Annotated in this window: 20 protein-coding genes; 8 read left to right on the top strand and 12 right to left on the bottom strand. The window is 47.6% G+C overall.

Annotated features, from left to right (window positions below):
• Positions 1-15 precede the first annotated feature (15 nt).
• Positions 16-1,224, bottom strand: a complete 1,209-nt coding sequence (locus AN963_RS06910; protein WP_055743772.1) for a chromate transporter — start codon at positions 1,222-1,224, stop codon at positions 16-18.
• Positions 1,225-1,559: 335 nt separating this feature from the next.
• Here AN963_RS06910 and AN963_RS06905 point away from each other — a divergent pair, with 335 nt between their 5' ends.
• The gene (locus AN963_RS06905; RefSeq protein WP_055744482.1) at positions 1,560-2,360 is read left to right on the top strand and encodes a putative protein N(5)-glutamine methyltransferase; all 801 of its coding nucleotides are present in this window, start codon (positions 1,560-1,562) and stop codon (positions 2,358-2,360) included.
• Between the two features lie 123 nt (positions 2,361-2,483).
• Here the strand turns inward: AN963_RS06905 and AN963_RS06900 are convergent, their stop codons facing one another.
• Positions 2,484-3,359: a sigma-70 family RNA polymerase sigma factor gene (locus AN963_RS06900; protein WP_055743771.1), complete on the bottom strand. Its 876-nt coding sequence runs from the start codon at positions 3,357-3,359 to the stop codon at positions 2,484-2,486.
• Between the two features lie 289 nt (positions 3,360-3,648).
• Between AN963_RS06900 and AN963_RS06895 the strand changes: the two genes are divergently transcribed.
• On the top strand, positions 3,649-4,074 hold the full coding sequence (locus tag AN963_RS06895) for a VOC family protein (protein ID WP_055743770.1): 426 nt from the start codon (positions 3,649-3,651) through the stop codon (positions 4,072-4,074).
• A 64-nt stretch (positions 4,075-4,138) separates the two neighbouring features.
• On the opposite strand, the gene AN963_RS06890 is transcribed toward AN963_RS06895, so the two are convergent.
• Both AN963_RS06890 and cdaS read right to left on the bottom strand, forming a co-directional pair.
• Positions 4,139-4,690: a GNAT family N-acetyltransferase gene (locus AN963_RS06890; RefSeq protein WP_055743769.1), complete on the bottom strand. Its 552-nt coding sequence runs from the start codon at positions 4,688-4,690 to the stop codon at positions 4,139-4,141.
• Positions 4,691-5,189: 499 nt separating this feature from the next.
• A complete protein-coding gene (gene cdaS, locus AN963_RS06880) occupies positions 5,190-5,801 on the bottom strand; it encodes a sporulation-specific diadenylate cyclase CdaS (protein ID WP_055743767.1) in 612 nt (203 codons plus the stop codon).
• Between the two features lie 152 nt (positions 5,802-5,953).
• Here cdaS and AN963_RS06875 point away from each other — a divergent pair, with 152 nt between their 5' ends.
• From AN963_RS06875 to AN963_RS06865, 3 genes are read left to right on the top strand one after another with little or no spacing between them, the layout of a single operon-like run.
• Complete coding sequence (locus AN963_RS06875; RefSeq protein WP_055743766.1) at positions 5,954-7,426, top strand: spore germination protein; 1,473 nt, start codon at positions 5,954-5,956, stop codon at positions 7,424-7,426.
• Positions 7,419-8,531 (top strand): Ger(x)C family spore germination protein, encoded by a 1,113-nt coding sequence (locus AN963_RS06870; RefSeq protein ID WP_236707883.1) that lies wholly within the window; start codon positions 7,419-7,421, stop codon positions 8,529-8,531. The genes AN963_RS06875 and AN963_RS06870 overlap by 8 nt, the downstream gene beginning before the upstream one ends.
• Before the next feature lie 24 nt (positions 8,532-8,555).
• A complete protein-coding gene (locus tag AN963_RS06865; protein WP_055743765.1) occupies positions 8,556-9,686 on the top strand; it encodes a GerAB/ArcD/ProY family transporter in 1,131 nt (376 codons plus the stop codon).
• A 55-nt stretch (positions 9,687-9,741) separates the two neighbouring features.
• Here AN963_RS06865 and AN963_RS06860 read toward each other — a convergent pair whose 3' ends face one another.
• From AN963_RS06860 to AN963_RS06830, 8 genes are all read right to left on the bottom strand, one after another.
• The gene (locus tag AN963_RS06860; RefSeq protein WP_055743764.1) at positions 9,742-10,509 is read right to left on the bottom strand and encodes a LamB/YcsF family protein; all 768 of its coding nucleotides are present in this window, start codon (positions 10,507-10,509) and stop codon (positions 9,742-9,744) included.
• A 3-nt stretch (positions 10,510-10,512) separates the two neighbouring features.
• Positions 10,513-11,520, bottom strand: a complete 1,008-nt coding sequence (locus AN963_RS06855) for a 5-oxoprolinase subunit C family protein (protein ID WP_055743763.1) — start codon at positions 11,518-11,520, stop codon at positions 10,513-10,515.
• Positions 11,517-12,230, bottom strand: a complete 714-nt coding sequence (gene pxpB / locus AN963_RS06850; protein WP_055743762.1) for a 5-oxoprolinase subunit PxpB — start codon at positions 12,228-12,230, stop codon at positions 11,517-11,519. Before pxpB ends, AN963_RS06855 begins: the two co-directional genes overlap by 4 nt.
• Before the next feature lie 76 nt (positions 12,231-12,306).
• Positions 12,307-12,954: a pyroglutamyl-peptidase I gene (gene pcp / locus AN963_RS06845; protein WP_055743761.1), complete on the bottom strand. Its 648-nt coding sequence runs from the start codon at positions 12,952-12,954 to the stop codon at positions 12,307-12,309.
• Positions 12,955-13,132: 178 nt separating this feature from the next.
• A complete protein-coding gene (locus tag AN963_RS06840) occupies positions 13,133-14,014 on the bottom strand; it encodes a YitT family protein (protein WP_055743760.1) in 882 nt (293 codons plus the stop codon).
• 33 nt (positions 14,015-14,047) lie between these two features.
• Complete coding sequence (locus AN963_RS31105; RefSeq protein ID WP_161827253.1) at positions 14,048-14,188, bottom strand: hypothetical protein; 141 nt, start codon at positions 14,186-14,188, stop codon at positions 14,048-14,050.
• An 18-nt stretch (positions 14,189-14,206) separates the two neighbouring features.
• Complete coding sequence (gene pfkB / locus AN963_RS06835; RefSeq protein WP_055743759.1) at positions 14,207-15,118, bottom strand: 1-phosphofructokinase; 912 nt, start codon at positions 15,116-15,118, stop codon at positions 14,207-14,209.
• The gene (locus AN963_RS06830) at positions 15,115-15,870 is read right to left on the bottom strand and encodes a DeoR/GlpR family DNA-binding transcription regulator (RefSeq protein WP_055743758.1); all 756 of its coding nucleotides are present in this window, start codon (positions 15,868-15,870) and stop codon (positions 15,115-15,117) included. The genes pfkB and AN963_RS06830 overlap by 4 nt, the downstream gene beginning before the upstream one ends.
• 401 nt (positions 15,871-16,271) lie before the next feature.
• Here AN963_RS06830 and AN963_RS06825 point away from each other — a divergent pair, with 401 nt between their 5' ends.
• From AN963_RS06825 to AN963_RS06815, 3 genes are all read left to right on the top strand, one after another.
• On the top strand, positions 16,272-17,315 hold the full coding sequence (locus AN963_RS06825) for a DUF4855 domain-containing protein (protein ID WP_055743757.1): 1,044 nt from the start codon (positions 16,272-16,274) through the stop codon (positions 17,313-17,315).
• 76 nt (positions 17,316-17,391) lie between these two features.
• On the top strand, positions 17,392-18,993 hold the full coding sequence (locus AN963_RS06820; protein WP_055743756.1) for an SWIM zinc finger family protein: 1,602 nt from the start codon (positions 17,392-17,394) through the stop codon (positions 18,991-18,993).
• The gene (locus AN963_RS06815; RefSeq protein WP_055743755.1) at positions 18,990-21,848 is read left to right on the top strand and encodes a DEAD/DEAH box helicase; all 2,859 of its coding nucleotides are present in this window, start codon (positions 18,990-18,992) and stop codon (positions 21,846-21,848) included. Before AN963_RS06820 ends, AN963_RS06815 begins: the two co-directional genes overlap by 4 nt.
• Positions 21,849-21,909 lie beyond the last annotated feature (61 nt).

Below are 21,909 nucleotides of genomic sequence, written 5' to 3'. Positions count from 1 at the left end.
TGCTTTGAGATATTTTCAGAGGTAACCCAGTACAGTCCCTCCAAGTGCACCCACCAAAACAATCATCCAGGGAGGCAATTTCCAAAAGACGAGCATACCAAACAATATTACCGCGAGAATAAAGTCCTTTGGTTGTAAAACGGCAGATGTCCATAGGGGATCGTATAGAGATGCCAACAGGATACCCACTACAGCTGCGTTTACCCCCATTAACCCCCCTTGCATTTTTGAACTGTTTCTGAGCAGGCTCCAAAAAGGCAGCGCCCCCATGACGAGCAAAAAGGCTGGCAAGAAAATAGCAATGGTTGCGATAATTGCGCCTCTTACTCCTCCAGCTAATGCACCCAAATAGCTACTGAATGTAAATAAAGGCCCCGGAACTGCCTGTGCCGCCCCATATCCAGCCAAAAATTCCTCCTTGGTGATCCAACCTGCCGGAACCAGTTCTCGTTCCAAAAGCGGCAGCACGACGTGACCTCCACCGAACACCAGAGCGCCTGAACGGTAAAAACCATCGAACAGTACAATCCATTCGTGCTTACTCCACTCTCTAAGGAGGGGAAGTGCGAGAAGTAGTCCAAAAAACAAAGCCACGCACACGATTGCTACAGAGCGACTTATGGGTATGTGCAGATCAGACGAATTCTCCTGTGATTTTCCTCCAAATAACGCGACCCCCAGTAGCCCTGCAAGCATGATGATAATAATCTGACTGAAGGCAGTTTGCCACAACAAGGTAACAGCTGCTGCGACGATTGCGATTGTGGCTCTTGTCCGGTCTGGTATAAGCTTCTGTCCCATTCCTAGAACGGCATGGGCTACAATCGCTACTGCAACAAGCTTCAAACCATGAATCCACCCTGTATTTCCGATATCGTAACCTTGAAGTAGAAAGGCAAAAGCCACCAGGGCAAGGACGGATGGTAGCGTAAAACCTAGCCACGCCACTAATCCGCCTAACCATCCAGCGCGTACAATGCCAATGCCTATCCCTACCTGACTGCTAGCAGGTCCAGGTAGAAATTGGCAAAGAGCTACCAATTCCGTGTAGCTTCGCTCATCCATCCATTTGCGCCGACGGATGTACTCCTCATGAAAGTATCCCAGATGGGCAATTGGTCCGCCGAAAGATGTCACTCCCAGTTTTGTGGAGACACACAAAATTTCTAAAAGAGTTCCGAGCTTGCCTTTTCCCTTGCTTTTCTTTCGCCTATTTCCATCCATTCAGTGACTTTACTCCCCATCTATTTTTCGTTACTAACAATCTTTCTTGGTTTTTATATTGTAAGACGTTGGACAGTTTGCATTCTACTCATTTACGCAAACTTCATAATCGTTTATTACGGTCTCATCCCCTTTCCTCGATCCATGGAAAGTTCCACAGGTATTTCCCCCCGTTTTAACAAAGCGTGTATTGTGTTGCCTCCTTAATTAGAGTAGGATTCAAATACTATGGATTAAATTACAATAATTCCGAAATGAGGGAATGTATGAATTCAAGGAAATCGTCATTGCGGTTCGGAAATGACGGAAAATTCTATACCGAAGTAGAACCATTTGTGAATGAAAATGAGATTTATGGAGCTCAGATTTTCAGCATCATCGTCACTAAACTTCGTGCAGCTGGGTGTGTTTTCGCAGAAGATGAGGCTCGGTTACTCATCGCCTCGGCACGGACACCGGCCGACCTTTCGAGTATGGTAGAGCAACGAACCACTGGTCTGCCTCTCGAACACATAATCGGCTGGGCGGAGTTCTGTGGACTGCGGATTGCTGTAGATCATGGCGTTTTTGTCCCCCGACAACGTACTGCATTTCTTGTCCAAGAGGCTACCACCCTCGTTCGACCAGGGTCGATCGTTGTTGACCTTTGTTGCGGTTCGGGGGCGGTCGGTGCCGTGCTGGCATCAGCCATGGAACAGATCGAGTTATATGCGACAGACATTGACCCCGCGGCCGTGCAGTGCGCCCGTCGCAATGTCACAACCGCGGGTGGTCTAGTATTCGAGGGAGACCTATACGAGCCACTCCCCAGTGCGATTAGGGGGCGCGTCAACGTCCTCGTAGCCAACGCACCCTACGTCCCCACCAAGGCGATCGAACTCCTCCCCCCTGAAGCCCGTATACATGAGGCAAGGTTGGCGCTAGACGGGGGCACGGACGGCCTTGACGTTCAGAGACGAATTGCGGCAGCAGCCCCACTCTGGCTGGCCCCTGGCGGACACTTGCTGATTGAGACAAGTGAGCGGCAGTCATCGAAGACAGTCGAGATCATCACTCTTTACGGGTTGATCCCACACGTGACCAGTTCCGACGAGCTTGACGCTACTGTCGTTATCGGAACCAAGCCAGTCCCCTAAATCGTTTTAGGAGGTTATCCAAAGGGTCATCATTCCCCTTAGGGATTACATTTCACAATCCATTTTCCATCATTACCGTTTTGTAAAATCGCTGTCGCAATCCCCATATGTTAGGTTGACGCGTCATTCGCTCAAGACCGAAAGATCAAGCTGGCGGAGGCGCGATGGGTCGGATACTAATTCTATCTCGGTGATCTGGCTGTTCTTGACCGTAAAATCGAGTACAAATAACAGTCGTCCGTTCGGTGCTACGACGACGCCTACTGTTCCATTCACGAGCACCGGCCGAGCAGCTTGAGCTCGCCCTGCGACCTGCTTTGCCACGGCCTGCGCACCACGAAGCTCCTTTACTGTGCCGTCAATAGCGACTTCTCTGTCATCCCAAAGCACGACATTCGGGTCGAGTACCGAGAGCAGAGCCTCGAAGTTACCAGCGCGTGACGCAGCGAGGAAGGCGTCAACAAGCTCCCGTTGACGAGTGATATCAGGGTGAGTGACCGAATTCACCCCTTGCACCCTGCGGCGTGCACGGCTGGCGAGCTGCCTTGTAGCATCCTGGGAACGACCTACGATGGGAGCAATTTCTTGGAAGGGAAGATCGAATATGTCATGCAGTACAAACGAAATACGTTCAGCTGGATTCAAGTTGCCTAGAACCACGAGCAATGCGAGACCAACTGAGTCGGCAAGCAGCGCTTCATACTCAGGGTCGCTTTCCTCGCCCTGATTTATGTTTTGATTGGGCAAGAATGCTTCCCAGGGCTCCTCTCGCCTTGATTTGCGTGAGCGCAGCATATCAAGGCATATTCTGGAGACTACCGTCGTCAGCCAGCCGCCTATATTTTCAATATGACTCGTACCGGAGCGACTGAGGCGGAACCAAGACTCCTGCACAGCATCGTCCGCCTCACTCAAGGAACCAAGCATTCGATAGGCAACCGCCTGGAGGTGACTGCGGTGTTCCTCGAATAGCTCCCCCAACCGTTTTTGATCTTCCATCTGTCACATTCCTTTCATGTAAGCCTTTCATTGTATTGACGAACGAAAAAGGTCCCATGTGACAATAAGTAATGTATCCGTTGAGATTTCGCCTTGGATTTTACGCCTTGCCATGATTAATTTTCTAATCCGTCACATTCCCTCTTCGGGTTCCGTCAGTGTAGTGACGAGCGAAATCGATCGATCGCGATTGGGAGAACGGCCGACTCCCACGTGCACAAATCGACGGACTCTTCACTAAGCGAGACCTTGCCAAGTGGCAAATGGAGAACAAAGGAGATGACGGATCATGACAATACGAGTAAACCCATACCTAACGATGAACGGAAATGCAAAGGAAGCCATTCATTTTTACGAGAAAGCATTGGATGCAAAAGTTCTTTTTATCTCGACGTTTGCCAATCAACCGGAAAACCCGCAAAATCCTGTACCAGCTTCAGTAAAGGATCAAGTTGCGCACGCCAGGATTAAAATTGGTGAAATTGAACTTATGTTTTCCGATAACTTTCCTGTCCAGCCTCATCAAAGTGGAAACCAAGTCGCCGTCTGCCTTTCAACAAACGATGTGGATACGTCAAAGCAATTTTATGAAGCCTTGCAGCAAGATGGTCAAGTGAATATGCCGCTGCAAACAACCTCTTTTAGCCCTGCATACGCGATGGTAACTGACAAGTTCGGTGTCACCTTTAAAATTTATACGGAAGCACAGCAATAGTCATTGTTACGCAGAACAAAGGCCAGGAATCCCAAGAAAGAATGGGACCCTGGCCTTGTTGATGTTACTTCCAGTCTTTCTGTAAAAGCGAAAAACAACGCTGGTCGACGTATTCACCATGGAAGCAGGCATATCCTCGTAAGATTCCGTCTTCCTGGAAACCGTTTTTCTTCAGGAGTTGTATAGATGGGGTCGCATCTACATTGGTGAAGGCTTCGATACGGTTTAAACCCATTGACTCAAAGCCAAACGTGATCAAGCTTTGTATGACTTCAGTCATGTAGCCTTTTCGCCAATACGGTTTCCCGAGATCGTAGGCGATTTCCCCCCTCGATCCCCGATTCGTTTCCCAACCATTGTACCCACACGTTCCGATCAAGTTATTCTCTTCTTTCAAAATGATTCCCCAGCGGATGGCACGGTCTTCTTCAAACAGACCGTTCATGAATTCAATGAGCAGCTCTGCCTGTTTGACTTGAGTAAATGGTGCTTCCCCCATATCTTTGGTTACATCAGGATCTGAAAAAATAGAAAAAACAGCAGGAGCGTCTGCCTTCGTCATTTGGCGCAATAAAAAACGTTCTGTTTCGATGATGGGAAAAGTCTCAAACTTCATGTTCAAGCTACCTCTTATCCTCTTTTTTATGCCCTACCGATTTACCAAATTCCATCACACAAGCACAAAGTATAGGATAATCCTCCTTCTCTTTAGTGCCTTTTTTATGGCGTTAGATCTACTTGTACATGGTGCTTTTTGATCAATTATTTATTATTCCACGTTTTTTTCCATATTCCCCCTCCTGACATGTAAAAATTCTCTCCCACTTTTCCGATAACCCTATTAACCATACCTGAAATGAGTGGTTGATATGTCCTACATCATAGCTACTATACTTTGGTTACTCTCCTTGCTGTTTCTAGCCTTTCTTTCATACATAAATCAGGATGATCTACTCGGCATTGGCGTTGTTTTTGCAAACGCTGCTTTAGCTGCCGTTTTCACTTCTGTCTATTTGTTCTTTATGTTCCTCGTCTGGCTATTTCAGCGTAGAGTGAACCTATGATATCGCGAGCGACATAAAAAGGCACCGTCTCCCATGACGGTGTCTTTTGTTTTAATGGGTGATAATTGGATACATGTGCCCTTTTAACGCAAACGAAGCTTTTCCCGTTTCCTCAGAGACGACGATGACCAATGCATCACACTGCTCACTTAATCCCAAGGCTGCCCGATGCCGCGTTCCCAGCTTTTGCTCTCCAACTTCTACATGGGACAAAGGCAACACATTTGCTGCGGAAACGATATGACTTTCTCGAATCACGACTGCCCCATCATGCAGCGGGCTTCCCGGGTAAAAGATCGATTCTAGCAAGGAATGGGTCATCCAAGCACCAATCGGAATACCCGCTTGCAAAAGGGCTCCGATGGGCTCGTCCCGTTCCACTACAATCAAGGCTCCTTGTCTACGCGAAGACAGATTTTGTACAGCCAGCGATAGATCTGCGTATTTGTCCGTATAAGGCCCTAAATAGCATTGCAAATAAAAAGAAGCCGCAACAGTCTCCAAATGACTAAATCGGGATCTTATCTGATCGAATGTTCCAAGGAGACATCCGTTTTCGTTTTCAAGGGCAAGTATGCTCTGTTCAATCGCGCTTGAGATGTCTTTTAATTGCTCCTTCATCTCCGCTTTCAAAGGTGACACGTCGCAGTTCACTTGTTCCATGGAAACCCCTCGATTTTATTTTCTACCTCGTATGGATGATTGTTCCCCTCCGATTGAAGAAACATTCTATTTGAAGAATGAGAATCCAATTTCTAACAGACCCTAGTAACGAAATGAACAGAACAGCATGGCTTATGAGGCGAAGAGGATACATGGACAAATGGACTGAGTTTCTCGCACTTGCACAAGACTCTCATGATTTCAGGAGACATTCACTCCTTGAAGCAGATGGGAAGTTTATCATTTCGTGTTACCAAACCTTGATCAAAAGTGAACGGCTTCAAAGCAATATTTTGCAGCCTTTGCAAGAATTCATACGGACACAAGATCTGCCAAATGACCTTCATGATCTGGCAGAATTGATTTCGATCGAGAATATTACATTTACTGATGATGTATCAACCATCGCCTCCAAGATCATGAGCGGATATGCGGCTGTACAAATACGTGGAGATGATTGTTATTCCGCGTTGATTGACCTATCCGATGCCACGCGAGGATTGCGGACGGACAATGATACCGAAAATGAATTCAGCGTCGTCGGTCCAAAGGTAGGTTTTGTAGAGGATCTGGACATTAATCTTCATTTGATCAGACAACAAATACGCACGCCTAACCTCATCATCAAAGAAATCACGATCGGCACGATGTCCCATACGCGCGTCGCTGTTGTATACATCCAGGACGTGACCAATCCCAAGCATGTGCAGACAGTCGAACAACGATTGCAAAACATTGATTTTGATATCATCTTTGACTCTTCCCAGTTGGACCAGATCATGAGTGATAACTCCCATACTCCGTTTCCTTTATTTCTCTCCACGGAAAGAATTGATCGGGTCATTTACGGGCTGACTCTCGGACAAGTCGCGATTATATCAAGCGCATCACCTTATGTACTTACTGGACCCACGACCATTTTTGATTTCTTTATATCACCGGAAGATTACTACCTTCCCTGGGTTCTTGGGTCATTGTTTCGCTTGATTCGGATCTTTGGTGTGTGCTTTTCCGTTTTGATGACACCTGCTTACACGGCGGTTCTAACGTTTCATTTGGAGATGATACCCAAGGACATGCTTGGACCGATTATCATCTCTCGAAATTACGTTCCTTTCCCGCCAGTATTAGAAGTGCTCTTTCTCGAACTAACCATTGAACTATTGCGTGAAGCCGGAGCACGTCTACCAACAAAGGTGGGTCAAACGCTCGGAATCGTGGGAGGCATCGTCATCGGACAAGCTTCAGTAGCGGCCGCATTGACGAGTAATATCTTGTTAATTATCGTCGCCCTATCCGCGCTGGCTTCGTTCACGACACCGATCTATAAAATGTCGAACACGATACGCTTTCTTCGGTTTCCATTAATCATTCTCTCTGGTATCTGGGGTGGTTTTGGCATTGTAGTCGGATTATGCTTTATCCTTACTCACTTAATCCGGCTAAAATCTCTGGGAACACCCTACCTGGCACCACTCTATCCGTTTCGGCACAAAGGCTATGCCGACAGCTTCATCCGAGCTTCGTACAGTAAAACGGCTAGACGTTCCCCTATCTTACAAACCATTTCAGAATGGAGATATAATGCTCGCACAGCCAATGAGCAAAAGGATATCGATGACTAATTTCATTCACCATCGCGTAACACTCCTATCCCTATCAGCTATGTGGATTGCTCTGGGACTGTTGTGTCTTGTTCTCACAGCATGTTCATCATCGCGCATCATTAATGATGTGCAATTGATCCATACCCTCGGCTATGACCAGGTCGATAACCAGATCAAAGGCACAGCGATCACGCATCGGTATGAAAAAGATCAAGCGAATGTCGAAATGCTCGAAACCAGTGCGATCAACCTCTACTCGATCTTTCCCGAGTTTAATGCCACTACTCCCTCTCAGCTCGAATTGGGTCAGCTTCGCTCCGTAGTGATTGGGAAGGATTTTGCGGCAAAGGGAATCGGTACATTGGTTCACTCGCTTTGTCGTGATCCGAACATTGGATTTCGCTTACAATTGGCTATCGCGGATCCAAAAGCTGAATCGATTCTGCAGGTAAATCGAAAGGTAAACGTCCCCTTTTTCCTGTCCAACACGATCGAACAAAACATAAAAACGCTGAATACGCCAAAGTCCAATCTGCATGTGTTTCTCTTCAATCTTTATGGAGAAGGGCGCGATCCGTACCTGCCGTATTTTGTCTTGTATCAGGATCGAATCAAGCTTGACGGTTTGGCCCTTTTTCATAAGGATAAATTCGTGGATCACATCCACGCTAATGAAGCCTTCTTGTTGAAAGTCCTCTTGGAAAAATCAAAAAGTGGACAGTACCCTGTAGAAATTGAGATTGCGGGTCGAAAAGGAAAAGGCATGCTACGAAACTTAGGTTCTGATGTCGCTTTCGAAGTAAACACAAGTAAAAACATCCCTGCATTGAAGATCCAGATCAATATGCGTGCACAAATCAAGGACTACCCTAGTTGGCTAAAACTATCGCAGCCTGATACGCTTCAGGCTACTGAAAAGGAACTTTCACTCTATCTTCAAAAGCAAATGAAGCAGTTCCTCGCCCATCTGCAGAAGATAAAGGTAGATCCCGTAGGAATTGGTGATCTCATCAGAGGGAGAAGTTCTACATGGAATTACACGCAATTCCAAGAGCAATATCCTGATATGGACCTAAGCGTAAGCATCGCTCTCAAACTGGAGCAAACGGGTGTCGGGGATTAACAGCGAGAAGTGGAGAGGATATGGATGAAGACTTCTATACAGGAAAGATACCTAGTCTCACCCTTTTTTGTCTTTTTTCTCGTACATGCTAATATGGTGGGCATTGGAATCTTGGGATATCAACGGAAATTGATCCAATCAGCTGGATATGACGCATGGATCTCGGTGATTATTACGGGTATCAGTACACACCTCCTCATGTGGATGATGTATGCCATGTTAAAAACGGGGGCATCCGATATTATAGAACTGCACATTCGATGCTTTGGAAGATGGCTAGGCAAGCTTTTGAGTCTACTCGTCCTCGTCTATGTTTTAGTCGCAGCCTTTATCATTTTCCGTTCGTATGTAGAAATCGTGAAAATAATCATTTTTCCATTGATGCAAACGTGGAGCATGAGTATCTTGATGCTGCTCTTACTGTACTATGTCGTTTCTGGTGGCTTTCGGACTGTTACTGGTATTTGTTTAGTTGGGGTTACCCTACCTCTGCTATTGATGGTGCCTCTATTTGTCTTTCCCTTTGAATACGTTCACCCTAACAACTTATTGCCGGTCTTTTCCCACACTGTGCATGAGTTGTTCCTGTCGGCGAAAGAGGTCATCTTCAACTTTGCCGGCTTCGAATTACTCTTTTTTTACTATCCTTTTATTAAGAATCCCCAGCAATCTCAGAAATGGGCACACGCGGCCTTATTGTTTACGACAGTTCTATACCTTGCCCTAACCATGATTACATTCATGTTTTTCACCGAAGGAGAATTGGAAAAGATTATCTGGCCAACATTGACCATGATAAAGATCATCGAGATTCCCATCATTCAGCGGATTGAATTTATCATCGTGTCCTTGTGGCTATTTGTCGTGCTACCCAATCTTTGTCTGAATGTCTGGGCTATCACGAGAGGAATGAAACAAATGTTCCAGATGAATCAACGTAGAACATTGCTAGCTATCCTATTGGTATTGATGCTCACCTCGTTGGGAATGGAAAGCAGAGCTGATCTCATGATGCTATCAAACATGTTTGGTACAGCTGCTATGTATTTCCTCTATGGCTATATTCCCTTCTTATTCTTGGTCTACCATCTGTGGGGAAAGAGGCGTGGGAGTAACGCACTCTTATCGTCTAATCATGAAATAAATGAAGCCTGATAGATCTACCAGGCTTCTAACTTCTTCCGAATACGTTTTTTTGTTGATTGTCTTTTCAAGCAGTTGTCTGGAAGGATCGGAGTATGATCCCAGCTTCCTTACACGCAGTATGGATGCTTCGAGCAAATTCCAGCGCGTGCGCTCCATCTCCGTGAATGCAGATCGTGTCAGCCTTGATCGATACGTCTACCCCTTGTCGAGATAGCACGCGGCCTTCCATGACCATGCGTACAACTTGTTGCAACGACTGAGATTGCTCCGTAATCATGGCATCCGATTGGCTGCGGGGTGTGAGCGTGCCATCTTGCTGATAAGTTCGGTCCGCAAACACTTCGTTTGCCGTTCGCAGCCCGATTCTTTCTCCCGCACGAGTCAATTCGCTACCTGCGAGCCCAAACAGGATGAGAGTGGGATTTACTTTGTAAATCGCTTCAGCGATGGCTTCGGCGAGAGGTGCACGTGTGACAGCCATGTTGTACAGCGCTCCATGAGGTTTCACGTGTTGCATGGAGCCTCCCTCTGCCTGGACAAATGCCTGCAGCGCCCCGATTTGGTACACGACCATGTCATATGCTTCCTGTGGAGATAGATCCATGTTGCGTCTACCAAAACCGACTAAATCAGGCAGACCTGGGTGTGCACCGATCGCTACTTCCTTTGCCAAGGCCATGCGTACCGTCTTTCTCATCGTCGCCGGGTCCCCTGCATGAAAACCGCATGCGATATTCGCCGAACTGATGTAGTCGAGAATTTCACGGTCATTCCCTATTTGATAGGCGCCAAAGCTTTCTCCCATATCACAATTGATATCTACGTATTTCATCGGCTACCTCCATCCACTAGTGAGTTCCATCGCTACTCTCAGCTGTCTAAGTTCCATTTCTCTGTCAAACAGCGCTTTTTGCGCCTCACCTACGGAGACTTCCTGAAAATGCACGACATTACCTGGTTTTAGCTGAGCAAAAATCGGTAAATCAACACTGGCAACATATCCAATCTTGGGATATCCGCCTATTGTCTGACGGTCTGCCAACAAAACGATCGGTTGGCCACTGGGCGGTACCTGGATGGTTCCAGTGGTTACCCCCTCTGAGGTCAGCTCCATTGGCGAAGACAAGCTCAACTGCGGCCCAGCTAGTCGATAGCCCATACGATCCGATTGCGGTGAGACATGAAAAGACTGCTCCCAAAATTGACGACAGCTTTGGGCAGTAAAATCATCGTATTGCTCCCCACGAATGACTCGAACCATTTCATTCCTCAGGTATGTAAACATCGCTTTCGGCACATACCAGTCTGCTTGGACAAACGAATCCGAGCCTGCCTGTTTGGCCAACTTGGAAGCGAGAAAGCGGCTGTACTCCCCAGGAGCATTCGTTTTCAGAAGATCTTTTGCCCGCAGCATTCTCCCTTCGAAGCCACCAAATCCGGCGCGGAAGTTCGTACTCCTGCTTTCCATCACCACAGGTACATCCCATCCTCCCGCGGCTGCGAGATAAGCGCGACATCCTTGTTTAACATGGGAGAACTGCAGTGTACTGCCACGTTTTATCCATACTGCACGGTTTGATGCAACACGTTTACCATCGATGACAGGAGCAAAATCTCCCCCGCATACCGCTATTAGCAAGTCTTCATGGAACAAGAGACTTGGCCCTTTTAACGTCAGCTCAAGTACAGCATCCTTTGGTTGATTGCCAACAAGCATATTCGCCATGCGCATTGCAAACGAATCCATCGCACCTCCGACAATGACTCCATGCTGTTGATAGCCGTATCTCCCCATATCTTGTACGGTCGTGCAGACACCTGGCTGAATGATTTCTACACTCATGAAGTCACCTCCCTTTGTGCTTCAAATGCTTCTGGCGAAATAGGCCGAAAGCGAACGACATCCCCCGAGCGAAGTAGGCTGGGTGGTTGGTCCTCAGGACGAAATAAAGGGTGAGCTGTTCGACCAATGATATTCCATCCGCCTGGGCTGACGATCGGATACACCCCCGTCTGAGAACCACCGATCCCCACACTTCCTTTCGGGATCGCGGTACGTGGTGTGGAACGACGCGGTGTCGCTATACGTTCATCCAATCCCCCCAAATAAGGAAAGCCTGGTGCAAAACCGATCATGTACACCAAATACTGTTGTTCAGAGTGAATGCGGATCACCTCGTCTGGATCAAGACCATTGTGCCTCGCTACTTCTTCCAGATCAGGTCCGTACTCGCCTCCATAGCAAACTGGGATTTCCACGAGCCTTGGGTCCCCAGCATTCCCATCATGCGCTCGAGAAATGATCTCACTTAGATACTCGATGACCCTCTCATGAGAGCTTTGATCTCTGTTCGGATCGTACAAAACGACAGGATCATAATAAACGGACACTGTGGTATATCCCGGCACAAGCTCTACCATCCCGGGAAAGGGATCATCTTGTAAATAAGCAGATAGCTTTTTTACCTTTTCGTGCGTGCTGAGATCGATGACTTCCCCCAGCTTGACAACGACACCTGAATCGCCTAGAGGAAAGAACTCATAGTTTTGCAACTCCCCACCCCTATTCCGATTATCGGGACAGCTGTTCCGAATAGATAAAGGAAAAGAGGAGATTCCCTCCTCTTGATCAACTGATTTGTCCACCAGTCAACACGATATCTTGTTCATGAGCAAGTGCAGCTTCGATAGCCACACGTAATCCTTGCACAATCGTCTCCACTGCCATACTCGGCTGACCAACCAACCGCGCTGCCTGTTCCGGCAAATAAGGAATATGGATGAATCCCCCCCGGATGGATGGATTCAAGGTGGAGATCGTATGCATCAAACCGTAAAAAATATGGTTGCAGACAAACGTTCCGGCAGTTTGTGATACGGAAGCAGGGACTCCTTTTTCCCGTAGTTCCTTGACGATCGCTTTGATCGGAAGGGTCGACCAGTAAGCGACTGGCCCTCCTTCCACGACCTCTGTATCAATAGGCTGACTGCCTTCATTGTCAGGGATGCGAGCATCATTTACGTTGATCGCCACGCGCTCGATCGTGATGTCTGGTCGACCTCCAGCTTGTCCAATACAGAACACGATGTCGGGACTCGTTTCCTTAATCGCTTCTTTTAGATATTTCAGTGATTTGTCAAAGACAGTAGGAATCTGTCTGACTTCCACTTTGTAGTCAGTTGATGAACCTTCCTTGAGCCGCTTGACCGATTCCCAGGCAGGATTCAGGGTTTCTCCTCCAAATGGGTCGAATCCAGTTACAAGTATCGTTTTCAAGTTTCATCCTCCTTCCAGATGTTCAAGCGTTCTATCTGAAATACTTTCCCTTCTAATCATAATTTCATAAATCTTACTAATCAATGAGGGAATAACATTTTTCCGATAACAGAATGAATACGTACCCTTTCAAACAGACTCACGAGCCTCTTTCAAGGGTACTGTTATCCTTTCTATTCTAGTGGATATTTTTCTTTTTGAAACGACCGCCAGACACGTCATGAATATGGCCAATCGCTAAAAAGGCAGAGGGGTCGATTTCCTCTACGATAGACTTTAATTTGGCTTCCTCTAAACGAGTGATGACGCAGAAAATGACCTTCTTGTCTTCGCCTGAATATCCACCTTCTCCGCTTAGATAGGTAATCCCACGTCCCAGTCCTGCTGCCAAGGCATCTCCAATCTCGTCAGGATTATCGCTGATGATATAGACGGAACGAGATTGGTCGAGTCCAACCATAGTCAAGTCAATCATTTTGTACGCGATATAGTACGCGATCAACGAGTACATCGCCCGGTCCCACCCAAAAATAAACCCTGCACTACCCAGGATAAAGATGTTGAAGAACATCACCACTTCGCCCACTGAAAACGGACTCTTTTTCGTTAATAAAATAGCGACAATCTCTGTCCCGTCCAGAGAACCTCCTGCCCGGATGACTAAGCCAACACCGATCCCCACGATAATTCCTCCGAACACCGCAGATAGCAGTAAATCGTGAGTGAGACTAGGGACCGGCAGCAGTAATGAAGTCCCTACAGACATAACTGCTACACCGAATAAGGTAGAAATGGCAAAGGTTTTGCCTATCTGTTTGTAGCCGACAATTAAAAAAGGAAGGTTCAAAACGAAGAGAAACAGGCCGAGCTTGAGTCCTGTCAGGTGAGACAACATGATCGAAAGCCCTGTTACTCCACCGTCGATGATGTTATTGGGTACGAGGAAAATTTCCAGTCCTACTGATACGAGTATGGCGCCGATAATAATGGTCAGCGCCCTAGTGACGATTCGCCTTTTTTTCGCTTTTCTGCGGGACGTGCTGGTTACTGCTCCTTCCATTTGTACCATCCTTCCCCTTTATCTATAGCTACATCATTCCCCGCCCAAGCAAAAAAAATAGCCAGCCCGTACATAGACTGGCTGTCTAGGCTGTTTCATTGCAGCTGTCTTCGCATGCGGAATGGCGATGGTGTCGGCTTTCAAGCGGTCTGCGAACCGAATTTGATTGCCCATCGGTGAAGTCCCTCTCTCTTACAACTCTGTTATCGTGATGTGCGGTAAAAACGCCTCGATTTTCTCCGGTGTGCAAAACCCTTCTGAAATGGCTGTCGTACTGCCCGCCGCGACAGCAAGCTGAAAGGCTTCCTTTACTTGCTGACCACGTGTATACGCATACAGGAATCCAGCTACCATCGAATCCCCCGCACCAATCGAATTAACTGCCTGTTGTTTGGGGAACTGAGCAGCGAACGCTTTCTCACGATTGACAAACACAGCCCCCTGCCCAGCCATTGAAACGATGACGTTGGTCGCTCCCAAATCCAATGCTCGTCTTCCATAGTGAACAGCTTCTTCCGTCGTCTCCACGCTAGCTCCAAATAGTTCCCCAAGCTCATAGTGGTTGGGTTTGATCAAAAATGGTCTCTCAGCTAGAGCGTTGTCCAACGCAGCTCCTTTCGCATCGAGAATGACGCGGACACCCAATTGGTTCATCCGCTGCATAATGATACGGTAAATATCTGCTGGCACACTTGCGGGAACACTCCCCGCCAACACGAGAAAATCATCGCTCGTCAGATGATCCAACTGATCCATGAGCTCATTTATCGCTACTTTTGGAATGAGAGGAGAAACGCCGCTCAGATCTGTCTCACGCTCTGCCTTAATCTTGATATTCATACGCGAATCTTGCGTAACAGGGATGAAACGATGCTCGATTCCGTCCTGATCGAGCTGTTGTCGAATAAATGAGCCTGTGAAACCTCCTACGAAACCGAGTGCGACGCTGACGCTCCCCAAATTGCGCAATACTTTGGAGACATTGATCCCTTTTCCTCCAGCAGTCTTCCACTCTTTTTGCGCTTGGTGGATGGTACCCTCTACCATTGTCTTGATCCAAACGTGATAGTCGATAGAAGGGTTCATGGTTACTGTGTATATCATGATTTCACCACTTTTATGGTCGTTAATTTGCTGTAGATGAGCTGGTCTTCCTCATTCAGTCCTTCATCAGTGACGATCGTTACATCCGAGAGATCTCCCATTTTTGCGAAAGTCACGCGATTGAATTTGTGCGAGTCAGACAAAACATAACGGAGGTTGGAACATTGCAAGGCCAATTGTTTGACATACGCCTCATCTGGGTCCGGTGTCGTCAGACCATGCGTTGGATCAATCCCATTCGTACCGATGAAGCATTTATCAAAACGATACTGTCCAATTGTTTTGATCGCATCACGTCCCACCAACGACCATGTAGCCGCTTTCAATTCACCACCAATGAGAAACGTTTTGATGTTTCGCTTGATCAATTGAATTCCGATGTCCGGGCTATTCGTGACCACCACGATATTCTCGTAGGGCAAAAATGGAACCATACGCGAGGTTGTTGAGCCTGCATCGATAAAAATCGAGTCGCGTTCGTTCACCAGGCTCGCCGCATATTTAGCGATCGCCGATTTTTCCCGTTCGTATTTGACCGATTTTTCTAGCATGGTTGGTTTTTCGATCTTATGTTGCAAGGAGGACGCTCCCCCATGTACTCGTTTCAGAAAAGATTGCTCTTCTAGCTCGCTCAAGTCCCGACGTATGGTGGACTCTGACGCTCCCGTTACTTCTACCAGTTCGTTGATGCGAACCGTATCTTTCTCTTTTAGCATGGATAAAATGAGTTGATGCCGTTCAGGAGTAAGCATGAGTGCCTCCTTTTTGAGAAAAATGCTGCTTCCTGTCAATGATAATAACCCAGGAATCATTCACAAACAATCATTATCATCCATAAACTATCAAAATCATTCAAAACAAATCGTTTATAGCAACAAACAAAGAGCTCAACCTTCTGCCCTTTTCAAAAGAACAGCTAGCTGAGCTCGATCTCATGCTCTTTCTATCTGATAAAATGGATCAATTCGCGATTGAATTTATCCTTTTCACAGTAAAGCAATCCATGTCCACTGAGCGGAAATGGCTCCAGGAGCCAGCTTCACAGCAAACAAACGTTCCTTTCATATCCTCTCCACGGATAGCCCAAGCTACTGCCTCATATACATAGAGGATCATTTGTGAATCTAATTCACTGGGAAAGCGGTGGTGACCATTGTCTCCTTATCCTTCTCTGGAAAAAGGGCAGGTGGACCAACTGTTCCTCGCTTATACAGGCTATAGCATCGGATCTGATGGCACACCTCACTATCAATTTTGGGAAATGACTGACTTTCTCCCCCTCCTGACCCATACGGATTCGAAGACAGGCTGCGTCGACGGAACCATGTTCAGCGATTTTCTTTTTCTCGCTCTCGGAATTCTCAATGAATCTGGCGAAGGCCGACACTTGACACGGAATGAAAAAGCACCTGCGAACTGGAACGAATGGGTTCGTTACCTCGATGAACTATTTCTGTGCAATAGAAATCTGGATGCACTCTGTCAAGCGGTACAACGCTCCTGCCTTTCCACTACAAATGTATGGATCGCTCTCCCCTACCCCAATCCGCAAATCTTTTCGAATGATCTTCGCCGCGTACAAGCCGTCGTAGACTGGATGTGTCTATTCCTTGCGACTTGGTCGAACAGTCATCTGAAATGCTGCTTGCGTTTGCAAGGCTTCTATTGGCTACAAGAGAGCCTATATGAGCACGGCGGTAATTACGATGACCGTTTTGTCATCGCGGAGGTGAATCAGCAGATTCATACATGCAAGATGGATGGCACGCTATTCAAATCGATCTGGATTCCTTACCAACAAGCTCGGGGTTGGAGCGAATGGCGTTCTTTAGGCTTTGATCTAGCCTTTCTCCAGCCAAATGCCTACTTCAATCCGCAACGCAGTATTCGTGAATCGGCAGCGTCCGCCTACACATACGGGATGGGTGTAGAAATCGAGTTTGATTTGGCTGTCACCTACGATCAAGCAAAACGGGAGCGATTACTTGCGTATTTACGTAAAGGGACAACTGGCGGGACAGATGCGCAGGGACGATACTTTGGCCCCTACCAATTTGAATCTCCACTCGCCTGGTATACCGGTGGCTGGTTCTTCGGAAAAAATGGCAGAAAGCAAGCGATGGTGAGCTTGTATCAGTCAAACGACCCACTTTATGACATCATTTTTCGTTATCTAAATGGAATCAACGAATTGTAGTTGTTCTTCCTTTTTCCATTCCCCACTCTTTGGGTTATAATGGAGGGATGACACTTCGTGCGGAGGATCTAACCAGATGTTGCAAAGAGAACTGACACGGGAACAAGCGGTGCAGACAGGAGAGCAGCTCCTCGTTTTTGCCGAGGGATCGATTATCGAACGAGGCTACTCCTACTTTTCAGATGGAGTGGTCTTTAACACCCGTGTAGAAAAGGGGAAGTTGCTGACAAGTGATGTACAAGGCTCGCAGGTGTATCATGTCGAGTTGGATCTGGAGGACATCCAGAACAGCACGTGTACATGTCCTTACACTCGACTGTGCAAACATATGGCTGCTACATTCTTTCAGATGTACAGCGTCTTTGAGAACCCTCGTCACTATCTGACCCGTGCCCAACAGCCGAGACGAGCGAAGTTCTCTCCTGCCATGCTCGTACCTGCCTATAAAAATTTGTCTCTACCAAGTCCGCAGGAAGGCACAGCCGTGCAATCACCACTGAAACCAGACAGCCCTGTTCATGAATGGTGGACGTTCCTGGAAAACTGGACACGGAATCTCCCCTCTGCGATGGAGACGTATCGGGCATCATCAGAGTTATTATCCAGCTATCAAAATATCCTCGGAGTTGCGGCTGCATGGCCGCCTGCGCGCGCGCAGCTCTTTACGGTATATGCCAATGTATTCCACCTGTTAAAGCTGCAGGATTTTGTAAAAACAAATCGCCAGTCCTACTGGTTCCAAGACTTGTCCCAAACCGCAGAGCGTCTTTTAGAGCAGCTGGAAGGGACACTCTTCTACATGGACATCGATGATCTGCGAGAACACCATCATGAGCTATTGGAACAGACGATGCTTACGGTCAAAAAGATGAAGGACACGGAATCGACCGCCCTCTATTGGACGTTTGCCTACCAGCTCCTCTGGTGGAATCTGTTACAGGTATCCGACTGGATTCAAGCAGAGATCAAGGACCTCGACCAAAGAATACAGGATCCATCGACAGCTACTTCTGCGAAAGAAGTATACAGGCTGCTACGTGCACATTTTTATGTGATGGAGGGTGCTGATGATGCTGCCATTCATACCTGGCGCTCAAACAGCCGTCTGTCTCTCTCCTTCTACTTGCCTTATTTGAAAATGTTCGCTCGCAACGAAGACTGGCCGCGCTTTCTAGCTTGGACGGAAGCTCTACAGTCGCTAATTGGCAGCGCTGATCCGCAAAACTACCAGCTTGTCGCAGCCATCTGGCAAGAAGCGATGGAAAGAGTCGGACGAGGGGAAGAATGTGGAGCGATGCTGAAACAGTTTTTACCTAGCAGCTTTCACGAATACGCTGCGTATTTGTATGAGCAAAAACAGTTTCGCCAATGGATTGATCTGCAAATGTCTTATCAAGTGCCCATTACAGAAGTACTCACGGTTCAGTTTAAAGAAATGGAAGATACTCATCCTACCCTGCTATTCCCGCTCTATTTACGTGAAGTGAATCGCCTGATCGCTGAACGCAATCGATCTGCGTACAAAGAAGCGATCAAATTGTTAAAGAAAATACGTACCGCCTATAGCAAAGCGAACCAAGAAGCTCGTTGGGAACGCTACGTGGATCAATTGGGTGCAAAGCATAACCGATTGCGCGCTTTCCAGGAGGAGCTAAAGAGAGGAAATCTGAATCTATGACCACTGTCACTACGCTGGTTCTCGCCGCGGAAATTTTGGCAGACGGGCGTTTTTTGATCACCGGAACGGGCTCCCATGGAGAAGCGATCGACCCTGAGCATTTGGCAGGAGTCCTGTTTGCCTGGGATGAAAAATCGTATTTTGGAACGTTCCTGGAGAAATCTGAACAAGGATTGCTCCTGAGTCCGTCTGAGGCTCTTTCCTTTTTTGCCACTCCTACCTGGCTCGAGCACATGGTTTACAAGCCCGATCATGCGTTTTCAAGCTACCAGGAGACTGCGCTCGCGATTCACGAGGCTCTCGCAGCAGGGCTCATTACCCCTGACTTTGCGCAATGGAAAGCGGGCCATTATGGCTGGAAGCTGCTCAACTCTCCGGCCGACTATCCCGTGTTTGGCAACAAATGGCTTTCACTCGCACTAGAGGATCTGCTGTTCTCCAGGAGCGAAGTGGGTCTCGCATGGGATCAGTTGTTGACTCAGTATCCAGCACTGACGATCACAGGCTCTGATCTGTCCCCTCACTTGGAAGAGCGCGAATGGCTACAAACAATCGGATGGCTCCCAGACCTCACCCCGTTTCGTACCTGTCTGCGGTTAGTTGAGGCCGAAGACAGCTTTGGTGAATGGTTGCTCTCTGTCTATTTGCAAGATCGTGAAGAACCAGACCGCCTCTTCCTTATCGAGGAGGATCTGGATTCTCCTGAAGGTTATACGCCTGTTGGCATTCCATCAGACTGGCTGGAGCATTGGGAGCGCTTCTTGCACGATATTCACAAATGTCGGGACATCTTGCCTTGGGAGACCCAGCCATCGGACCAACCTATCTTGAACTCTCGACTCTCAAACGAGCAAGCTTGGACGTTTTTGACAGCCAGCAGCTTATTGCTTGTCCAAGCCGGGATTCATGTCTTTTTACCTGCCTGGTGGGAACAAGTCCGACGTGTCAGACCGAAGCTAAAAGCAAAGGTCACCTCTTCTGTCGGCTCGAGCAGGCAGTCGTTTCTGGGTATTTCGCAAGTGATGGATTTTGAATGGAAGCTCGCGTTAGGACCCGTCGAACTCAGTGAAGACGAATTTGAACAACTGATCAAACAGAAGCAAAGACTCTTGAAAATACGCGGACATTGGGTGCAGCTGACTCCTGATTTGTTTATGCAACTACAGGAAACGTTGAAAAAGTCAAAGGGGAAAAACGCCCTTACATTCCGCGATGTTATGAAAATGCATTTGACAGCACCTGTTGAACTGGAAGAGGACTCAGAAGATGATGAGGAAGTCGATTCCTATCCCCTTTCTGTAGAAGTAGAGTTAAATCAGCACTTGCTGCAACTCATGCATCAGCTACAAGAAACCAAAGAAATCCCGATATTGGAGCAGCCTCCTACGTTCCGAGGGACACTTCGTAAATACCAGCTGGAAGGCAGCTCGTGGCTGTTATTCCTGCGTAGATTTGGGTTGGGTGCTTGTCTGGCAGACGATATGGGGCTAGGGAAAACGGTTCAGTACATCACGTATTTACTCCATTTGCAGCAAGATGGCAGCTCAGGTACTCCCTCGTTGTTGATCTGCCCTACTTCTGTTATCGGCAACTGGCAAAAAGAACTGGAACGATTCGCGCCTTCACTAAAGGTGTTTATTCATTACGGAAACGCGAGGCAAAAGAAGGAAGATTTCTTGCCTGCGATTGCTGACGCGGATTTGGTCATTACATCCTATGCCTTGTCCCATTTGGATGAGAAAGAGCTATCGATGGTCACGTGGAATACGATCTGTCTGGATGAAGCCCAAAACATAAAAAACGCCTATACCAAACAGGCGTCAGCTGTACGCGATTTGAATGCGTGGCATCGGATCGCCCTGACGGGTACCCCGATTGAAAACCGCCTGAGCGAGCTATGGTCCATCTTTGACTTTTTAAACCCTGGATATTTAGGAAGTCTAGGCGAATTCGCGAGACGATTTGTGCACCCCATCGAACGAGATCAGGATCAGAGTCTCATTCAGCAGGTCCAACGTTTGATTCAGCCCTTTTTACTTCGTCGCGTAAAGACCGACCCGCATATCCAGCTCGACCTGCCCGAAAAGAATGAGGGCAAAGAGTACGTGCCACTAACGGCCGAGCAAGGTGCTTTGTACGAGACGGCCATTCAAGAGATGTTTGCACGAATGGAAAACACCAGCCCGATGGAACGGCGAGGACTTATCCTTACTACCCTTTCGCGTCTCAAGCAGCTCTGTGATCATCCCGCGCTGATTCTGGGTGAGATCGTCACGAGGGATGAGGCGAGTCGTTCTCACAAGCTGGAGCGTCTGTTGGAGCTGATCGGAGATATCCGGCAAAAAGGGGAACGTTGTCTAATCTTCACTCAATATATCGAGATGGGCAACATGCTGCAGCGCGTGCTCACTCGTGAAGGCTACGGTCCGGTCTTCTTTTTGAACGGATCTACCAAAAAGGAAGCTCGTGACGACATGATCGCACGTTTCCAAGACGAAACTTTGCCTGATCAAGAACGTGGCGCCATCTTTATCCTGTCTCTGCGGGCTGGCGGTACCGGATTGAACCTGACCGAAGCGAATCACGTCGTTCACTATGATCGCTGGTGGAATCCTGCAGTCGAGAATCAGGCGACCGACCGCGCCCACAGGATCGGGCAAAGCAAGAATGTGCAAGTGTATAAATTCATCTCACTCGGAACGATCGAGGAACGAATCGATGAGATGATGGAAAGAAAACTGACGCTCAGTCAGCAAATCGTGGGAAGTGGTGAGTCGTGGATTACAGAGCTCTCAACCACGGAGTTACGTGAACTGTTCGCCCTCCGCCATGATTGGCTTGATACGAAAGGATAGATGGACCTCTTGAATGTGAATGAGAAAAAAGAAAGTCGTCCCTCCCCTGAACAAGGCACCG

This window comes from Brevibacillus choshinensis (assembly GCF_001420695.1).
Taxonomy (GTDB): domain Bacteria; phylum Bacillota; class Bacilli; order Brevibacillales; family Brevibacillaceae; genus Brevibacillus; species Brevibacillus choshinensis.
The sequence above is the reverse complement of the archived record's forward strand: the minus strand, read 5'-3'. Positions and strand labels throughout refer to the sequence as shown.